Raw genomic sequence first — 17104 nt, 5'->3', positions numbered from 1 at the left:
CAAGTCACAGTCAGGGCGGATACCCCAAAGTGCTGGACAAAGGCGAAGCAAGCTCCAGCCCGTAAGCCCGGAACAGATCCAATCAAGGGGTCCGATACAGGTAAAGAACAAAGAGTCCCCGGACCGCAGCAAATGCATCCGGACACAGAACGTCCTCAATAGAACCGGTTCTGTCAGGGACGTCCCGCACCACAAGGCAGAATTGATGCATGTATCTGCTGCTTGCCGCCCACGCCGACGGCGCAGCCCTTCAGCAACTCACTCCCGCAGGCGAACCGGCAGCAGCCCATGCGGAACCGCAACTGATAGCCCTCGGCGAGCTCCCCGACGTCGTGCGTGAATTTGAGAAGCGCCGGCCCCGCTGGATCTGGAACCGGACACAGGACTGGTACCCGCGTTTGCTGCGTTCCGGCATTGAGCTGGAGCGGTGCCACGACCTCAGTCTGTGCGGAGCGATCCTGGCCCACTCGGAGTTCACCGCCCATACTGAGTATGCCTGTACGGCGGAGAAGCTTATCCAGGACGACGATCTTCAAGGGCCACCCGCCGGGCTCCGTCCGCCTCCGCCGCCCAAGGAACAGGGGGCCCTGTTCGAACATCTTGGCCCTGCCACCACCGCGCAGCACTCAATTGAGCACCTCCGCAGGGAGTTCGCAGCGCAGCAAAACGCTCTCAACGGCGCGAGTACCGAGGGGAACAGGAGGCAGCGCCTCCAACTGCTCCTCGCCGCCGAGTCCGCCGGGTCCATGATTGCGGCAGAGATGCAGCATACCGGCGTGCCTTGGCGGGTAGAACTCCACGAGAAAATCCTGGTGGACTATCTTGGACCGCGTCCTGCGAATGGCCAGCGCCCAGCGAAACTCGAAGCCCTCACCGCCGAGCTCAGAAATCTGCTCAACTCACCGTCCCTGAACCCGGATTCGCCTCAGGACCTTATGCGTTCGCTGCACCGCAACGGGATTGAGGTCAAAACCACCAGGCAATGGGAGCTGAAGCAGTCCGGTCATCCGGCCATCGGCCCGCTTCTTGAGTACAAAAAACTCTCCCGCCTCCACACGGCTAATGGTTGGGCCTGGTTGGATGCCTGGGTGGACGGCGGCCGCTTCCGGCCTGAGTATGTGGTGGGCGGAGTGGTTTCCGGCCGCTGGGCATCGCGTGGCGGCGGTGCGCTGCAGATTCCGCACCAGATCCGCGGAGCTGTGCATGCAGATCCCGGCCATAAGCTCATCGTGGCGGACGCCTCACAGTTGGAGCCGCGGGTATTGGTGGCCCTTTCCCAGGACACGGTGATGGCCGAGGCCGCGAAGGATAAGGATCTGTACGCCGGGGTTGCAGCACAGGGTTTTGGCGGCGACCGGGCAAAGGCGAAAATTGCCATGCTTGGCGCCATGTACGGTGCGACATCGGGTGAATCAGGGCGGCTCATGCCGCAGCTCACTAAGACGTATCCCCGTGCCGTGGGCCTCGTTGAACGCGCCGCCCGCGATGGCGAGGCAGGAAAAACGGTGACTTCCCGGTTGGGCCGGAGCAGCCCGCCACCCTCAGAAAGGTGGCTCCTAAGCCAGCAGACTGCGACAGCCGATGAACAGCGCAGTGCGGACTCGATAGCCAGATCCCGCGGTCGATTCACTCGAAATTTTGTGGTCCAGGGCTCCGCGGCGGACTGGGCTGCGTGCTGGCTGGCCGAATTACGACGGCGGCTGCGCACCTTGCGCTCCGACGGCTCACCTGCCGGGGAACTCGTGTTCTTCCTCCACGACGAGGTGATGGTCCACAGCCCCGATAATGCAGTGGAGGCAAGCATCGCTGCCATTGAAGAGGCGGCAAGCGCAGCCAAGGAATTGCTTTTCGGAAGGATCCCCGTCGAATTCCCTGTCAGCATTGCTGTGACCGACTCCTATGACAAAGCGAAGTAGTCGCGAGACACTCTTTGTCACTTACCCGCCAGTAGCATTGAATAGCCCGTTACAGCAACGGAACTGTCGACTGTGGTCAGTTTGCCGTAAGAGCTCAGCCGACCAGCACCATGCGATACAAGGGGGAGCATTTGCCAGGGGGAAATAACAGCCATGGCTGGAAGATTTGAAATAGAGGGACACGAGGCATTCCACTTCCGGCTCACTGCAGAGGACGGATCAGTGGTTGCACTGTCGCCGGCTTTCAAAACACTCAAAGGAGTGGCTGCGGGGATTATGGCCGTCAGGGAGAACGCAGCAACGGGGCTGATTGTTGATTGCTCCGCCCCGAAGGTCTCCGGCTAGGAAAGGGTTTCCGGCTGAAACTCATGGCTGGAACTGCTGACTGGCCGAAGGGGGACGTTGGCTTTCAGGGTTCTACGGTTCTATCGGGATCAGCCGGGACCTGTCCCAAGGTACTGACCATCCCAGCTGATCAAACAGTTGGTTCAGGATAAGTCCTGTAAAGCCCCAGACAACCACCCCGTTGACAGTGAACGCCGGGCTGTGGAAAGTTTCGCCCCGCCTGGTCACCGTGGCCATTCGCCGGTTTTCGGGATCGAGCAGATCCCTGACCGGGATCCGGAAGACCTGAGATGATTCCGCATAGTCCACTACCCGCACCGGGGACGGTGATGCCCACCAGGCCAGGACCGGCGTCACCAGGAAGTTCCCGCGCGGAAGTGCGAGTTCCGGCATGACGCCCAGGACTTCCACGCCGGCGCTGTCCAGCCCCGTCTCTTCCTCGGCTTCACGGAGGGCGGCCTCCACCGGGGTCTCACCGGGATCAATGCCGCCCCCTGGAAACGCGACCTGGCCTGGGTGGTCCACCAGCGTGTTGGCGCGTTGCAACAGCAGGACATCAAGATGAGCCGGAGCCAGCTTCTTTTCCGAGGCCGCGGGAACCTTGTCCAGGACACCGAAAAGCATCAGGACCGCGGCTTTGCGCACCACCGCCGGGTCCACCGAAAGCTCACGCCACCGCGGATCCGGGGCAGGTCCGGCCCCGGATTCGATGGCCGCGACGAGGTCAAGAAGATCCTGCCGGGCTGTCACTGCGGCCTCTTCTGGGATTCCATCCGGATCTCGGCCGCACGGTGGGTTTCCGCCTGCAGACGGGCCAGCAACTCCTCGTTTCCGGGAGCAAGTTCGTACTTCAGCAGCTTGGCTGCCTTCTGCGGATCTTTCTCGCCCATGCCATAGCTGGGGCACCAGTCAGCCACCGCGCACGCACCGCACGCTGGTCTCTTAGCGTGGCAAACACGTCGGCCGTGGAACACCACACGGTGGGACAGCATGGTCCAGTCCCTTGGCTCGAAAAGCTCGGCGACATCCGATTCGACCTTCACCGGGTCATCGGATGTGGTCCAGCCGAAACGGCGGGCCAGTCGCCCGAAATGGGTATCCACCGTGATCCCGGGGATACCAAACGCATTGCCAAGCACCACATTGGCCGTCTTCCGCCCCACTCCAGGGAGCGTGACCAGATCTTCAAGGCGGCCGGGCACAACGCCGTCGTACTCATCAACGAGCCGGGTGGACAATGCAAGGAGGCTCCGCGTCTTGGCGCGGAAGAACCCTGTGGGCTTGATGAGAGTTTCGAGCTCCTCCATCGGTGCCTCGGCCATGCTGCGAGCATCAGGGTAACGGGCGAACAGGACTGGGGTGACCTGGTTGACGGTGACATCTGTGGTCTGGGCGGAGAGGACAGTTGCCACCAACAGCTCAAACGGGTTGCGGAAGTCCAGCTCTGCATGGGCGTAGGGGTAAACCTTCGCCAGCTCCCGGTTAATCCTGCGGGCACGCCGCTTTTGGGCCAACATGGATTCGACCGGCCTCACTGACGTTGCGCCACGGCGCGGCCTGGCCCCCTGCTTTTCCTCCGCAGGGAGCTCAGCTTCTGGCTGCTGGCCGGAATCCAGGTCCACGGTGTCCGCTAGCCGCGTTCGATGTTGCTGAGATCCCGCAAGACGCCAAGCCGGCCGTCCGTGTGCTGAACGAGGAACTCGTTGCCGCGGTCCTCAAGTGCAAGCACCCAACCGCCAGGCTCGATGATGAAGGCGGGCGCCCCGGTTGCTTCGTCAAAGGCAGTGCGGGGCTGAGCCACAGCGAACCAGAAAGCCTCCTGCACGGGCTGGTCTTCATCTTGTTCAGGCCGGTGAGCCGGATCCACGGTGGCGCCGATGGGCTCCTGGGACCTTACCTGGGGAGTCACCGTCGTCGCGGGCGTGGCCGCTGCAGGTCCGGGAACAGCGGTTGCACCAGCGGTGGAGCGGGTGGTGGGCAGCGCCGAGGTCCTGGTCTCCTCCGCTGCGGAGGAAGGAACGACGGCGGCCGCTTGGGTCTGCTCCGCCTCAGTCGGACGGGAGGTAGCAGCCGTACCTTGTCGACCTGCCTCTGCGACTCCGGCACCCGGTCCGCCCCCTGCCGGTCCGCCTACAGCTGGTCCGCCGACAGCGGTTGCGCCGGCCGTTCCAGCGCGGGCAGCGGACGGCCGCGCTGACGGACTGTCCGGCGTCGTGCGGGCTCCCCTGCCGGGCAGGATTCTGGCCAGCGCTTCTTTGACCTGCTTTGGTTCCCTGGCGGGTTTAGGTGCTCTGGCCGCATGCGGCTTCCGTACGGGAGCGACGGATTCCCTCGCCATCACATGGGCCGGCTCTTCCCGCCGGTCCAGGAAGTCACCCGCGAAATAGGGGATAAACCGTGCCAGCACTGTTGCGGAGAAAAGTCCCACGGAGCCGATCAGCCCCACCAGAAGGCTGGGCGCGAAGTCGTCCGCGACGGCCAGGAAAAAGAAGGCGAGGGCGAAAGAAGCTGTGACGGAGGCGAACTGGTCCACGGACAGCGAACCGATCCGGACCTTGGAACCGGGTGTGAGACGTCGGGCCACAAAGAGTGCGGTGACAATCAACGGGAGAATGACCCCAAGACCCAGGAAGAAGAGGCTTCCCATGTTCCAGAGGTTGTAACGCCCGGCGAACATGGGAATGAGCGATGCCACGAACAGGGTCAACGTCGAAGCGAAAACAGTAAGGTCCCGGATGGTGAAATGGCCCAGAACTGCCTCGTTTTTAGCAACGGGCTTCTTTTCGCCCGGTGTCGATGCACCCGGCGTTGCTGTACCGGGCGTGGCAGCGGTGTTAGCCGCCTGGCTTCCTGAAGCTGCGCTTCCTGAAGCTGCACTTCCTGAAACAGGGCTGCCGGCGGCTGGCTCCGCCGTCGTGCTGCGGGGATCAGAATCCAGTGGCTGGGAAGTATTCGTTGGCGAGTAGTTCGTTGGGGAGGCGCTGGGCTGGGAGATATTGGTTTGGGACGTGCCGGTCCGGGAATCCTCGGCAGACTGCGGGACCCGGTTCTCTGGGGCGGCGTCCTGCTGGCCACGTTGCTCATTCATTTTTGTTCTCCTTCGCATGACGGCACTCTGGACAGGGCCGTCTGATAGTGCCGCCTGGATAGTGCTGCCTGCGGCAGACACAAGCTGGACCGCTATCGGCCCAATGCTCCCTCGGATGGCTCCCTCGGATGTCACGATTCCATCTCAGCCTAGCCAAGTGCCCCGCCGATCACTAGCTGACTGGCCGGGAGCGCAGGGGCCTTGTGACCCGGGACAGCACCGTTCAGCGCTTAATAAATGCCGCTCGTGGCGGACTTTGTGAGCCGCGCCACTCACAGTCGTGAGCAAGCGTTAGTGTGTATTTCGGAACAGCTCTTTGCGGAATTTCCATGGCGGGCCGCTGTCCTCGGTCTACGACCGGACGGACGGCCGCGCAGGAGTTCCGCTCAGCAAAGATCGATGAATGATGAGGTTCACCATGTCCCAGGAAACGCCAAGCTCTGCTGCTATCGCCGCCCCCGCAGAGTCCGGAGGAACAGAAGCGGACGCCGCAGCCGTCCGGGCTTCGTCCGACCAGCCTGCCCGGCAGGGGGACGCATTTGAGAACCTGCTGCATGAGGATCGCCGCTTCCCGCCGTCGGAGGAGTTCGCTGCCAATGCTGTGGTGACGGAGGCGGATTACGCAGAGGCCGACGCCGACCGCCCCGCCTTTTGGTCCAGGCAGGCCCGGGAGTTGCTGACCTGGGATCAGGACTTCACCCAGGCGCTGGACTGGTCCACACCGCCGTTCGCGAAATGGTTCGTGGGCGGTAAGGTCAACGCCGCGTACAACGCCCTGGACCGGCACGTCGAGAACGGACTTGGGGACCGGGTGGCCATTCACTTCGAGGGCGAACCCGGCGATACCCGCACCTACACCTACGCCCAACTCACGGACGAGGTCAAAAAAGCCGCGAACGCTTTCGAGTCCCTGGGCGTGGCCAAGGGCGACCGGGTTGCCGTGTACCTGCCCATGATCCCCGAGGCCGTCATCACCCTGCTGGCCTGCGCCCGGATCGGCGCCGTGCACTCAGTGGTGTTCGGTGGCTTCTCAGCCGACGCGTTGCGCTCCCGGATCGAGGACGCCGAAGCCAAACTCGTCGTCACCGCGGACGGCACCTACCGGCGCGGCAAGCCCAGCGCCCTCAAACCCGCCGTCGACGACGCGTTGTCTCAAGAGGGAAGCGGAGCCGGGCACACCGTCCGGAACGTCATCGTGGTCAAACGCAACGGCCAGGGCGTGGACTGGCACGAGGGCCGGGACCACTGGTGGGAAGACACCGTCGGCGCCGCCTCAACCCAGCACACCGCGGTAGGGCACGACGCCGAACACCCGCTGTTCATCCTCTACACCTCCGGAACGACAGGTAAGCCAAAAGGCATCCTGCACACCACCGGCGGCTACCTCACCCAGACCGCCTACACCCACAGGGCCGTCTTCGACCTGCACCCCGAGACAGATGTGTACTGGTGCACCGCGGACGTCGGCTGGGTCACCGGGCACTCCTACGTCGCCTATGCACCGCTGATCAACGGTGCCACCCAGGTGATGTACGAAGGTACCCCGGACTCCCCGCACCAGGGCCGGTGGTGGGAAATCATCGAAAAATACAAAGTCTCCATCCTCTACACCGCCCCCACCGCCATCAGGACCTTCATGAAATGGGGCAAGGACATCCCCGCCAAGTACGATCTCTCCTCCATTCGTGTCCTTGGATCAGTCGGGGAACCCATCAACCCCGAGGCGTGGATGTGGTACCGCGACGTCATCGGCGGAAACAGGGCGCCCATCGTTGATACCTGGTGGCAGACCGAAACCGGGGCACAAATGATCGCACCCCTGCCAGGGGTCACCGCCACGAAACCGGGCTCCGCCCAAACACCGCTGCCCGGCATCGCCGTGGATGTTGTGGACGAGCAAGGCGAGTCAGTACCCAACGGCTCGGGCGGTTACCTCGTCATCCGCGAACCCTGGCCCGCGATGCTCCGCGGGATCTGGGGTGACCCCCAGCGGTTCAAGGAAACGTACTGGTCGCGGTTCGAAAACATGTACTTTGCCGGCGACGGCGCCAAAAAGGACGACGACGGCGATATCTGGCTCCTGGGGCGGGTTGATGACGTCATGAACATCTCGGGGCACCGCCTCTCGACCACCGAAATTGAATCGGCCCTCGTCTCCCACCCCGCCGTTGCCGAGGCTGCCGTGGTCGGCGCCACGGATCCCACCACCGGGCAGGCAATCGTCGCGTTCGTCATCCTCCGTGGGGACGCCGTTGACACCGGGGACGCCATGGTCCAGGAACTCCGCAACCACGTCGGCCAGGAAATCGGCCCCATAGCCAAACCCAAAACAATCCTTATCGTGCCGGAACTGCCCAAAACCCGCTCAGGAAAAATCATGCGCCGCCTTCTCAAAGACGTCGCCGAAGGCCGCGACGTCGGAGACGCCACCACGCTGGCCGACAACACTGTCATGCAGCAAATCGCGGCGTCCCTCAAAAAGTAAGGAAAGGCGGGGGCATTCAGCGGGGTTTCCAAGCAGCGCAGAGGGGTTGCGGGCTACTATTGCGGGTTCACGAGTGGGAGTTATCCGGCATCGTCCTCATGGGCCCACGCCGTCAGGGCTCCCTTGCCGAGCTTGCGAGGCAAGGGGAAGGCGGGGACGGAACGAGCAGCACGCGGAGGATGACCCCCTCGCGTCATCGTGATGCCTAGACTGGGACCAGCCTTGTTCCCTGCCTTAAGGATTCCGCTGAGATGCTCGCCGCAGCACGTCACCAAGCCATCGTGGATGCAGTCCAGCGCGATCGGATAGTGCGGGTCTCCGAGCTCGCCCAGCAACTGGGTGTCTCCCTGATGACCGTTCGCAGGGACATCGATCTCCTGGAAGAAGCTGGGCAGGTGGAACGGATCCATGGCGGCGCGAAACTTCCGGGCGATGCCAGTACCCACGAGCCGGGCTTCGAACTGAAGTCCACCCAGCTGACGGCGGAGAAGAGCGCCATCGCTTTGGAGGCCGCGTCCCTGGTTCAGGAAGGAATGGCCGTAGGGCTAAGCGCCGGGACCACAACGTGGGCGCTGGCGCGCGAACTCGCCGCTGGCCCACGAATCACCGTAGTCACCAACTCGGTTCGCATCGCCGATCTTTTCTACACGGATGTACCGGCCGGGTCCAACCGTGCACGCTCCACCGTGATCCTCATCGGCGGTGAGCGCACGCCGTCGGACGCGCTTGTGGGGCCAATTGCCACGGCGGCACTCCGGCAGCTGCACCTGGACATCCTGTTCCTGGGCGTCCACGGGATGGACGCAGAGGCGGGGTTCACTACGCCAAACCTGCAGGAAGCTGAAACCAACAGGGCATTTATGGAATCGGCCAGGAAAGTGGTGGTTCTGGCTGACCATACCAAGTGGGGCACTCTGGGAATCAGCACCATCGCCAGACTTGACGAGGCCGATGAAGTCATCAGCGATTCAGGGCTGGGCGCCGACGCCCAACGCAGCCTTCAGGAGCAGGTCAGCAGGCTGCGGATTGCCGAACTGGCTCCGGCTCAGGCGTAAGAACCCAGGCCTAAGAGCACAGGCCCGGGCGCCGGAGCGCAGGCTCTAGGGCACCGTCCTGCTGCACCCGCAGGACTGGCGTACCAGCAACTTCGTGGGAAACAGCTGGTGCCCGGCCGGCTTACCTCGATCGGCCCCGATCAAGGCACTGACTGCGGCTTCCGCCATGGCCTTGACCGGCTGCTCCACGGTGGTGAGGGCCGGCCAGCTGTACTCCGCTTCAACGGAGCCGTCGAAAGAAGCCACCGCGATGTCCCCGGGGACAGAGACCCCGGCCTCGTGGATCGCCCGGAGAATTCCGATGGCCTGCATGTCTGAGCTGGCAAAAATCGCCGTCGGCCTGTTCGCGGACGCCAGCAGCCGCTGACCGGCAGCATAGCCGCCCGCCCGCGAAAAGGGTCCGCGGACGATCGGCCCCTCCAGCAGCCCGGCATCCGAGAGCGCCTGCAGCCATCCCTTTTCACGGCCGTCCACGTCATTGGCGGTGTTGGTCCCCATGGCCAAGCCAATATTGGTGTGCCCATGGCCGACCAGATGCTCAACGGCGATCCGCGCTCCCTCAGCCAGGTCGACGCCGACGCTGCTGAAGCCCGGGGCCGCATCCCCATGGTTCAGGAGTACCGCCGGGATATCGGCGTCGTCCAGTTCCACGAGGTCCGGCTCAAAAAGCACACTGGCCAGCACAACGCCGTCCACCTGGCGGGCAGCCAGGTTTCGGATATGACGGCGCTCCTTGGCGACGCTTCCGTCAGAATTTGTCAGGACCAGGGCATATCCGCACTCCGCGGCAGCATCTTCCACGGCGTGGGAGAGCAAGGAGAAGAACGGGTTGCTGTTATCCGGGATCACCAGGCCGATGGTTTCACTGGAACCCAGCTTCAGTGCACGCGCGGCAGCGTTGGGACGGTAGCCGAGTACCCGGATGGCATCCTGCACTTTGGCTTCCGTCGCCGGGGCCACTTTCTTAGGACCACCATTCACGACATAACTGACGACGGCGGTGCTTACGCCTGCGTACCGGGCAACATCCTTCCGGGTTACCGGGCCGCGAGGAGCCTGCAATGTGGGAGTCGTCATGACTTAGATCCTAGCTAGAGAGTCGGCGGAGCATCGCCAAAGTCCCGGATGGGAAGGCGCTCACCGCCGTTGAGGGCAGACTCATGGGCCACGATCCCCGGCAGGGTGAACCGGGCCGCCACCCATGCGTTCACCGGCGGCAGGCTGCGGTTGTTGACGGCTGTGACGAAGTCGTCAACCAGGAAATGATGGCTTCCCTCATGGCCGTTGGGGGCACCGCGGAATTCTTCCGGAAGCCGGCCGGGATCGTGCACGGGTGCCAGGCCCGAAACGAAAGCGTCGCGCAGTTCCGGGGCAACGTTGGCAAGCGAGGGGTCATCCAGCGGAATACTGGGCCGGGTCTCCATCAGGGCGGAGATGTCCTGGACGTCCTTCTTGTCCTGCCACACAGTAACGTGGGCCAACTGCTCCAGGCTTGCCTCTGTGCCGAAGAACCTGAAGCGCGATTCACGGATATGCGAGGGGTAGCCCACACGTCGCATTTCGTTGGTCCGCATCACTCCGCCGTCGTTCAGTTCAAATAGGGCCGTGGCATTGGAGAAGTCGTTGCCGAACATGCTGACACCCTTGTCGAAAACACCGTCACCGCGGTCATCACTTACTCCGACGCAGCTCACGCTGACAGCATGGGAAGGAACGGCCCCCAAAACCCCTCCGATGGCATGCGTCGGGTAAAGCATGGGCGGGTAGCTCGCAGTCTCTTTCCAGCTTTCGCCGCCGCTGTAGCGGTAGGCATCGTAAAAGCCGAGGTCCATGTCGTGGACGTAGTCCCCCTCGGAGTAGAAGACGCGGCCAAAGCGCCCGGCGGCATGCTGCTCCCGTGCGTAGACGGTGGCCGGGTTGTAGTAACTCGTTTCGCCCATCATGTAGACGTTCCCGGTCTCGCGGACGGCGTCGATGATCCGCGAGATCTCCTCTTCGGAGACAGCCATCGGAACAGCCGAATAGACGTCTTTGCCGGCGCGCAGTGCCCGCTCCACCAAGGGTCCGTGCGTCCAACGCTGGGTAAAGACCGCAACGGCTTCGACGTCGGATGCCAGGAGATCCTCGAAACTGTCCAGAACGCCGTCGAGGCCCCACTGCTTACACGCGGACGCAGCCCTTTCCGGAAGTTCGTCCACTACAACCACGCTGCTCACGCCGGGGTGAAGCCTGAAAAGGTGGGAAAACTGCCCCCCGAATTGCCCCGCCCCTACGACCCCCAACGAAAACGCCATTGTTCCTCCATGAATGGTTTCAATCCGGCTGCCCGGGCGGGCAGCAACTGGTTCCCAGTGTTACATCGGCATCTACTCGAGTCAACAGACATGCAGCCAATGACAACTTCTTCATGGAAATAAAAGAAATTGCTCTTGCCACCCTCTTTCTACTCGTGTAGATTCACTCCCAGCTGTTATCCATGTCACACCTACGGAAGGTCGACGATGACCACCATCACTAAACTTCCTGACCCGCCAGCGGGCGGAACGAAGAAGGCCGGGACTAGTGCTCCGGTCCGCAATGGGCGCGGCATCGGTGACCTCAAAATGGCACTGGTGTTCATATTCCCGGCGATGATCGGCTTCGTCGTCTTCTTCCTGATCCCCACCATCCGCGGGATCTACCTCAGCTTCACCGAGTACAGCATCCTCGGTGACCCCACCTGGATCGGTCTCGAGAACTACACCTCAATTTTTACCGACGAGCTCTTCTGGAACTCTATGGCGGTGACCGTTCAGTACGTGGCAATCAACATCGGATTCCAGACAGTCATTGCCCTGGGCCTGGCCCTCCTCATGCACCGTGTTGCGAAGTCAACTTTCATCCGCGGCGCCCTCTTGTTGCCGTTCCTCGTGGCCAACGTGATCGTTGCGCTCCTGTGGTTCTGGATGCTCGACTACCAGCTGGGTATCGTGAACGAGATCATCAGCTGGACCGGGCTCCCCCGCATCGCGTTCTTCGGTAGCGAGCAATGGGCCATCCCGACCATCGCGGCTGTCAACGTCTGGCGCCACATGGGTTACACCGCCCTGCTGATCTTTGCCGGACTCCAGGCCATTCCACAGCACGTCTACGAAGTAGCCTCCCTGGATGGCGCTTCGCCGGCCAGAACCTTCTGGGGCATCACCATCCCGCTCCTGCGCCCCGTCCTGGTACTCGTCCTGGTAGTCACCGTGATCGGATCGTTCCAGGTCTTCGATACAGTGGCCGTCACCACAGCCGGCGGCCCCATCAACGCCTCGCGGGTGATCCAGATGTACATCTACCAGAAGGCCTTCACCGAATCTGACTTCGGGTACGCCTCTGCACTGTCCGTCATTCTCTTCGTCATCCTCGCCCTGGTGGCCTTCATCCAAATGAAGTTCCTCAAGGGCAATGAATCGGATCTGGACTAAGGAACCCCGCAATGACTACTACGTCTCCTTCCCGTCAAGATGCAGGGCAGCCCTCCGCCCGCCACAATGCTGATTCGTCGATCCGACCCGTCATAAAGCCGCGCAAGCCCATCAACTGGGGCCGAGCCGGAGCCTGGGCCCTGGTTGTCATCGCGCTGATCGTCACCATTGCACCGTTCCTGTGGATGCTTCGAACCGCACTTTCCAGCAACCACTCCCTCGCTGGCAACGCAGGCAACCTCCTGCCGGCTGACTTCAGCTGGGGCGCCTTCAAACGCGTTCTTGGCCTGCAGTCCCCGGAGGAAGCCATAGCTGAGGGCGGCTCCGGCGCCGCCATCAACTTCTGGTGGTACCTCCGAAACTCGATCATCGTGTCCACACTGGTCACTGCCGGCCAGGTTTTCTTCAGCGCCATGGCCGCCTATGCCTTTTCCCGGCTGCGCTGGCCAGGCAGAGAGAAAGTGTTCGCGCTGTTCCTGGCCACCATGATGGTGCCGCCGATCTTCACGGCCCTGCCCAACTTCCTGATGATCAAGAACCTGGGCCTCCTGAACACCTACGCCGGCATCATCCTGCCCTTCCTGTTCATGACACCGTTCGCCATCTTCTTCCTGCGCCAGTTCTTCATGAGTATGTCCCGGGAAGTCGAAGAAGCGGCCATGCTGGACGGCGCCAAAAAATTCCGCATCTTCTTCCAGATCGTGCTGCCCAACGCCGCCGCTCCACTGGCCACGCTGGCTTTGCTGACATTCATCGGCACCTGGAATGAGTACTTCTGGCCGCTTCTGGTTGGCCAGGAAGAGAACGTCCGGGTACTCACCGTAGGCCTGGGTGTCTTCAAGTCCCAGTCGCCACAGGGCGCCCCGGACTGGAGCGGCCTCATGGCGGCCACCCTTATCGCCGCCCTTCCGGTCCTCCTGCTCTTCATCGCCTTCGGCAAGAAGGTGGTCAACTCCATCGGCTTCTCCGGCGTCAAATAGTCCCACCCTTCACTCTCACCCCCAACCGCACACTGCTTCGAAGTCAATAACGAAAGGTCCATCATGAAGAAATCCATCGGCGCCGTCGCTGCCGCCGCAGCCATCGCGCTATCCCTGTCCGCCTGCGGAGGCTCTGCACCGGCATCCACCGAAGCCAAGGGCGAAATCAACTACTGGCTGTGGGACGCAAACCAGCTTCCGGCCTACCAGCAGTGTGCTGACGATTTCACCAAGGCCAATCCCGACATCAAGGTAAAGGTCACCCAGCGCGGCTGGGACGATTACTGGACCACCCTGACCAACGGTTTTGTGGCAGGAACGGCCCCTGACGTCTTCACAAACCACCTGGCAAAGTACCCGGAATTCGCCACCAAGAAGCAACTTCTGGCTTTGGACGATGCCGTCAAGAACGACAAGCTGGACCTTGAGATCTACAACAAGGGCCTCACGGATCTCTGGGTCACTGAAGATGGCAAGCGCTACGGCCTCCCGAAGGACTGGGACACCATCGCTCTGTTCTACAACAAGAAGCTGATCGCCGACGCCGGGTACACCGAGGAGCAGCTCAAGGGCCTGGACTGGAACCCCCAGGACGGCGGCAGCTACGAAAAGGCCATCGCCCACCTGACAGTGGACAAGAACGGCAAGCGCGGCGACGAGGCAGGCTTCGACAAGAACAACGTTGCTGTCTACGGTCTTGGCCTGGAAAACTCCGGTGGCGGAGATGGCCAGACGCAGTGGAGCTTCCTCAGCGCCACCTTGGGCTGGACGCACACGGACAAGAACCCGTGGGGCAAGGAATTCAACTATGACGATCCCAAGTTCCAGGAAACCATCGCCTGGTGGTCCGGCCTTGCGGACAAGGGCTACATGCCCAAGCTTGAAACCACAGTGGGAGCCAGCGTGGCTGACAACTTTGGTGCAGGCAAGGCTGCCATCAACACCAATGGTTCATGGATGATCGGACAGTACACCAGCTACAAGGGTGTCGAAACCGGTATAGCTCCCACCCCCAAGGGACCGGACGGCAAGCGCGCCAGCATGTTCAACGGCCTGGCTGACTCCATCTGGGCCGGCACCAAGAACCCTGCCGCCTCGGTCAAATGGGTGGAGTACCTCTCTTCCACAGCTTGCCAGGACGTCGTTGCCTCCAAGGCAGTGGTATTCCCCGCTATCAGCACTTCCTCCGAGAAAGCAGCAAAGGCATTTGCCGATAAGGGCATCGACGTCAGTGCCTTCACCACCCACGTGAAAGACGAGACCACGTTCCTGTTCCCGATCGCTGACAACTCCGCCAAGGTCACAGGCATCATGAAGCCTGCCATGGACGCCGTCCTGTCGGGCAAGAAGCCGGCCAGCTCGTTGAGCCAGGCCAACGACCAGGTCAACGCGCTCTTCAAGTAAAAAATCAGCTAGCAGTTCCGGGGCCCGCTTTGCGCGCTTGTGTTTCGAGCACGCAGGGCGGGCCCTGCAATGATCATGTTTTGTAAAGAAAGAGACTTATCAATGGATCCTTTGCACCTCCGTTCCACCGGCACCAGCCTGGTGATGAGCTTCGACAACGGGGAGGCTGAGGTCATTCATTGGGGGGCTGATCTTGGCCCCACACTGCCGGACCTCTCCATCCTCGGTGAGCCCATTCCCCCGTCGGCCGTGGATGCGACCGTTCCCGCAGGCCTGATTCCCCAGGCCTCCTCCAGCTGGCGCGGACGCCCCGCCCTTCGCGGCCACAGGATTTCCGACGGCGTCTCCGGCCTCGACTTCTCGGTTCGGCTGCGGGTAGTGAAAGCCTCCATGGTCGCCACGGGTGACGTTCCCGGGAAAGGTGCTTCCGCCGTCGTCGTCCAAGCTGACGAAGAAGCCGGAATTATGGTGGAATCCTCCCTCACCCTGCACGACGGCGGTCTGCTGGAGCTGCGGCACACCGTCACCAACACCGGATCATCTCCGTTCCAGCTCGACGAGCTGGCCACCGTCCTCCCCGTAGGACCTGACGCCGTCGAACTCCTGGACCTGACGGGCCGCTGGTGCCGCGAACGCCATCCCCAGCGCCGGTCCATCCAGCAAGGGACGTGGGTGCGGACCGGACGCCACGGCCGCACAGGCCACGATTCCTCATTGCTCTTCGCTGCCGGGAGCGCGGGCTTCGGCAACCGCCACGGCAAGGTCTGGGCAACCCACCTGGCCTGGAGCGGCAACCACGAACAGTTCGCCGACACCATTGCTGACGGCCGCACCATGATCGGCGGCTCGGAACTCCTCGGTTCAGCCGAAGTGATCCTCGAGCCCGGAACCGGTTACACCACCCCCGCACTGTTCGCGGCATATTCTGACCGAGGCCTGGATGGCATCAGCACGGCCTTCTACGACTGGTTCCGTGCCCGTCCCCACCACGTTCTGCCGGCGGCCGGTGGCGGAAAACCCCGGCCCGTCGTCCTCAATGTCTGGGAGGCCGTTTACTTCGACCACCGCCTTGACACCCTGATCGAACTCGCCGATTCCGCCGCTGATCTCGGAGTTGAACGCTTTGTGCTCGACGACGGCTGGTTCCTTGGGCGTCGTAACGACCAGGCAGGCCTCGGCGACTGGTACGTTGACGATGCCCTGTGGCCTGACGGACTCCATCCGCTCATCGATGCCGTCAATTCCCGGGGCATGGAGTTCGGGCTCTGGGTGGAGCCGGAAATGGTCAACCTGGACTCGGACACGGCCAGGGCACACCCGGACTGGATTGTGGGCCCGGCAAGCTCCTCTTATAAGGACGGCGGCAGGCTGGCGTTGCCGTGGCGGTCCCAGCACATCATTGACCTCGTCAATCCTGACGCCTGGCAGTTCATTTTCGACCGGATCGACTCCCTTCTCCGCGAATACAAGATCAGCTACCTTAAGTGGGACCAGAACCGTGACCTGATGGAGCACGGCCATGCAGGCCGCGCCTCTGTCCACGAACAGACGCTTGCCGCCTACCGGTTGTTCGATGAGCTCCGCAAGGCGCATCCCGGCGTCGAAATCGAGAGCTGCTCTTCAGGGGGTGCCCGGGTGGACCTAGGCATCCTCGAGCGCACCGACCGGATCTGGGCATCGGACTGCAACGACGCCCTGGAACGGCAGACGATCCAGCGCTGGACCGGGCTGGTGGTACCGCCGGAGCTGGTCGGCGGCCATGTGGGTCCCACGAAATCCCACACCACAGCCCGGACCCATGATCTGTCCTTCCGTGCGATCACCGCCCTGTTCGGTCATTTCGGGATGGAATGGGACGTCCGCGAAGTCCAGGGTCCGGAGCGTGAAGAACTTCAGCGCTTCATCGCTTTGTACAAGGAGTACCGCGGCCTGATCCACTCCGGCCAGATGATCAGGGCGGACGTGCCCAGCGATTCCCTGATGCTCCACGGAGTTATACCCGCTTCTTTGCCGGAGCCGGGTGAAACCGGTGGATTGTTTGCGGTGGTGAGCACAGGGACAGGTTTCGCCGAACAACCCGGAAGACTTGCCGTTCCTGGCCTCGTTTCCGGCCAGTCCTACCGGGTGGAAGCCATCTTCCCGGCTCCTGGCGACGCTGATTATGGACACACCTTCACCCAGACGCAGGCGCCTTCCTGGCTTAGTTCAGGAGCCGAAGCCACCGGACGGTTCCTCGCGGAGGTCGGCCTGCCGATGCCAATCCTCAACCCTGAGCATGCCTTGGTGCTGAAGTTCACCACGCTGTAGCACGCGCCTTGTAACGCGCACGTTCGCAAATGAGCCGTGGCGGGGCGGCGCGGAGGCCCAGCGGCCAGTAAA

13 protein-coding genes are annotated in these 17104 nt (G+C 62.6%); 8 read left to right on the top strand and 5 right to left on the bottom strand.

The features are described from left to right. Positions 1–209: 209 nt before the first annotated feature. A complete protein-coding gene (locus RIN13_RS07600) occupies positions 210–1916 on the top strand; it encodes a bifunctional 3'-5' exonuclease/DNA polymerase (protein WP_309106724.1) in 1707 nt (568 codons plus the stop codon). A gap of 153 nt (positions 1917–2069) precedes the next feature. Next, positions 2070–2261 carry a YegP family protein gene (locus tag RIN13_RS07595; protein ID WP_309106723.1) on the top strand — a complete coding sequence of 64 codons (192 nt, stop codon included), beginning with the start codon at positions 2070–2072 and terminating at the stop codon, positions 2259–2261. 72 nt (positions 2262–2333) lie between these two features. Here RIN13_RS07595 and RIN13_RS07590 read toward each other — a convergent pair whose 3' ends face one another. The 3 genes from RIN13_RS07590 to RIN13_RS07580 all read right to left on the bottom strand — a co-directional run bounded on the left by RIN13_RS07590 (position 2334) and on the right by RIN13_RS07580 (position 5349). Next, on the bottom strand, positions 2334–3011 hold the full coding sequence (locus RIN13_RS07590; protein WP_309106722.1) for a CoA pyrophosphatase: 678 nt from the start codon (positions 3009–3011) through the stop codon (positions 2334–2336). Beyond that, positions 3008–3778: an endonuclease III gene (nth, locus tag RIN13_RS07585; protein WP_309106721.1), complete on the bottom strand. Its 771-nt coding sequence runs from the start codon at positions 3776–3778 to the stop codon at positions 3008–3010. Before nth ends, RIN13_RS07590 begins: the two co-directional genes overlap by 4 nt. 113 nt (positions 3779–3891) lie before the next feature. Beyond that, positions 3892–5349: a hypothetical protein gene (locus RIN13_RS07580; RefSeq protein ID WP_309106720.1), complete on the bottom strand. Its 1458-nt coding sequence runs from the start codon at positions 5347–5349 to the stop codon at positions 3892–3894. A gap of 418 nt (positions 5350–5767) precedes the next feature. Here RIN13_RS07580 and acs point away from each other — a divergent pair, with 418 nt between their 5' ends. Beyond that, on the top strand, positions 5768–7834 hold the full coding sequence (acs, locus tag RIN13_RS07575; RefSeq protein ID WP_309106773.1) for an acetate--CoA ligase: 2067 nt from the start codon (positions 5768–5770) through the stop codon (positions 7832–7834). Between the two features lie 251 nt (positions 7835–8085). Further along, a complete protein-coding gene (locus tag RIN13_RS07570; protein WP_309106719.1) occupies positions 8086–8889 on the top strand; it encodes a DeoR/GlpR family DNA-binding transcription regulator in 804 nt (267 codons plus the stop codon). Positions 8890–8934: 45 nt separating this feature from the next. Here the strand turns inward: RIN13_RS07570 and RIN13_RS07565 are convergent, their stop codons facing one another. Then, complete coding sequence (locus RIN13_RS07565; RefSeq protein ID WP_309106718.1) at positions 8935–9966, bottom strand: LacI family DNA-binding transcriptional regulator; 1032 nt, start codon at positions 9964–9966, stop codon at positions 8935–8937. Positions 9967–9980: 14 nt separating this feature from the next. Beyond that, positions 9981–11183 (bottom strand): Gfo/Idh/MocA family oxidoreductase, encoded by a 1203-nt coding sequence (locus RIN13_RS07560; protein ID WP_309106717.1) that lies wholly within the window; start codon positions 11181–11183, stop codon positions 9981–9983. 207 nt (positions 11184–11390) lie between these two features. Between RIN13_RS07560 and RIN13_RS07555 the strand changes: the two genes are divergently transcribed. The 4 genes from RIN13_RS07555 (at position 11391) to RIN13_RS07540 (ending at position 17032) form a co-directional block, all read left to right on the top strand. Next, the gene (locus RIN13_RS07555) at positions 11391–12341 is read left to right on the top strand and encodes a carbohydrate ABC transporter permease (protein ID WP_375164741.1); all 951 of its coding nucleotides are present in this window, start codon (positions 11391–11393) and stop codon (positions 12339–12341) included. A gap of 11 nt (positions 12342–12352) precedes the next feature. After that, entirely contained in the window at positions 12353–13321 is a 969-nt protein-coding gene (locus RIN13_RS07550) for a carbohydrate ABC transporter permease (protein ID WP_309106716.1), read from the top strand. 63 nt (positions 13322–13384) lie between these two features. After that, the gene (locus tag RIN13_RS07545) at positions 13385–14725 is read left to right on the top strand and encodes a sugar ABC transporter substrate-binding protein (RefSeq protein WP_309106715.1); all 1341 of its coding nucleotides are present in this window, start codon (positions 13385–13387) and stop codon (positions 14723–14725) included. Between the two features lie 102 nt (positions 14726–14827). After that, positions 14828–17032: an alpha-galactosidase gene (locus tag RIN13_RS07540; RefSeq protein ID WP_309106714.1), complete on the top strand. Its 2205-nt coding sequence runs from the start codon at positions 14828–14830 to the stop codon at positions 17030–17032. Positions 17033–17104: the final 72 nt, after the last annotated feature.

It is taken from the genome of Arthrobacter sp., assembly GCF_031179985.1.
GTDB lineage: Bacteria > Actinomycetota > Actinomycetes > Actinomycetales > Micrococcaceae > Arthrobacter.
Note: the sequence above shows the minus strand (reverse complement) of the source record. Positions and strands in the feature narration are given on the sequence as shown.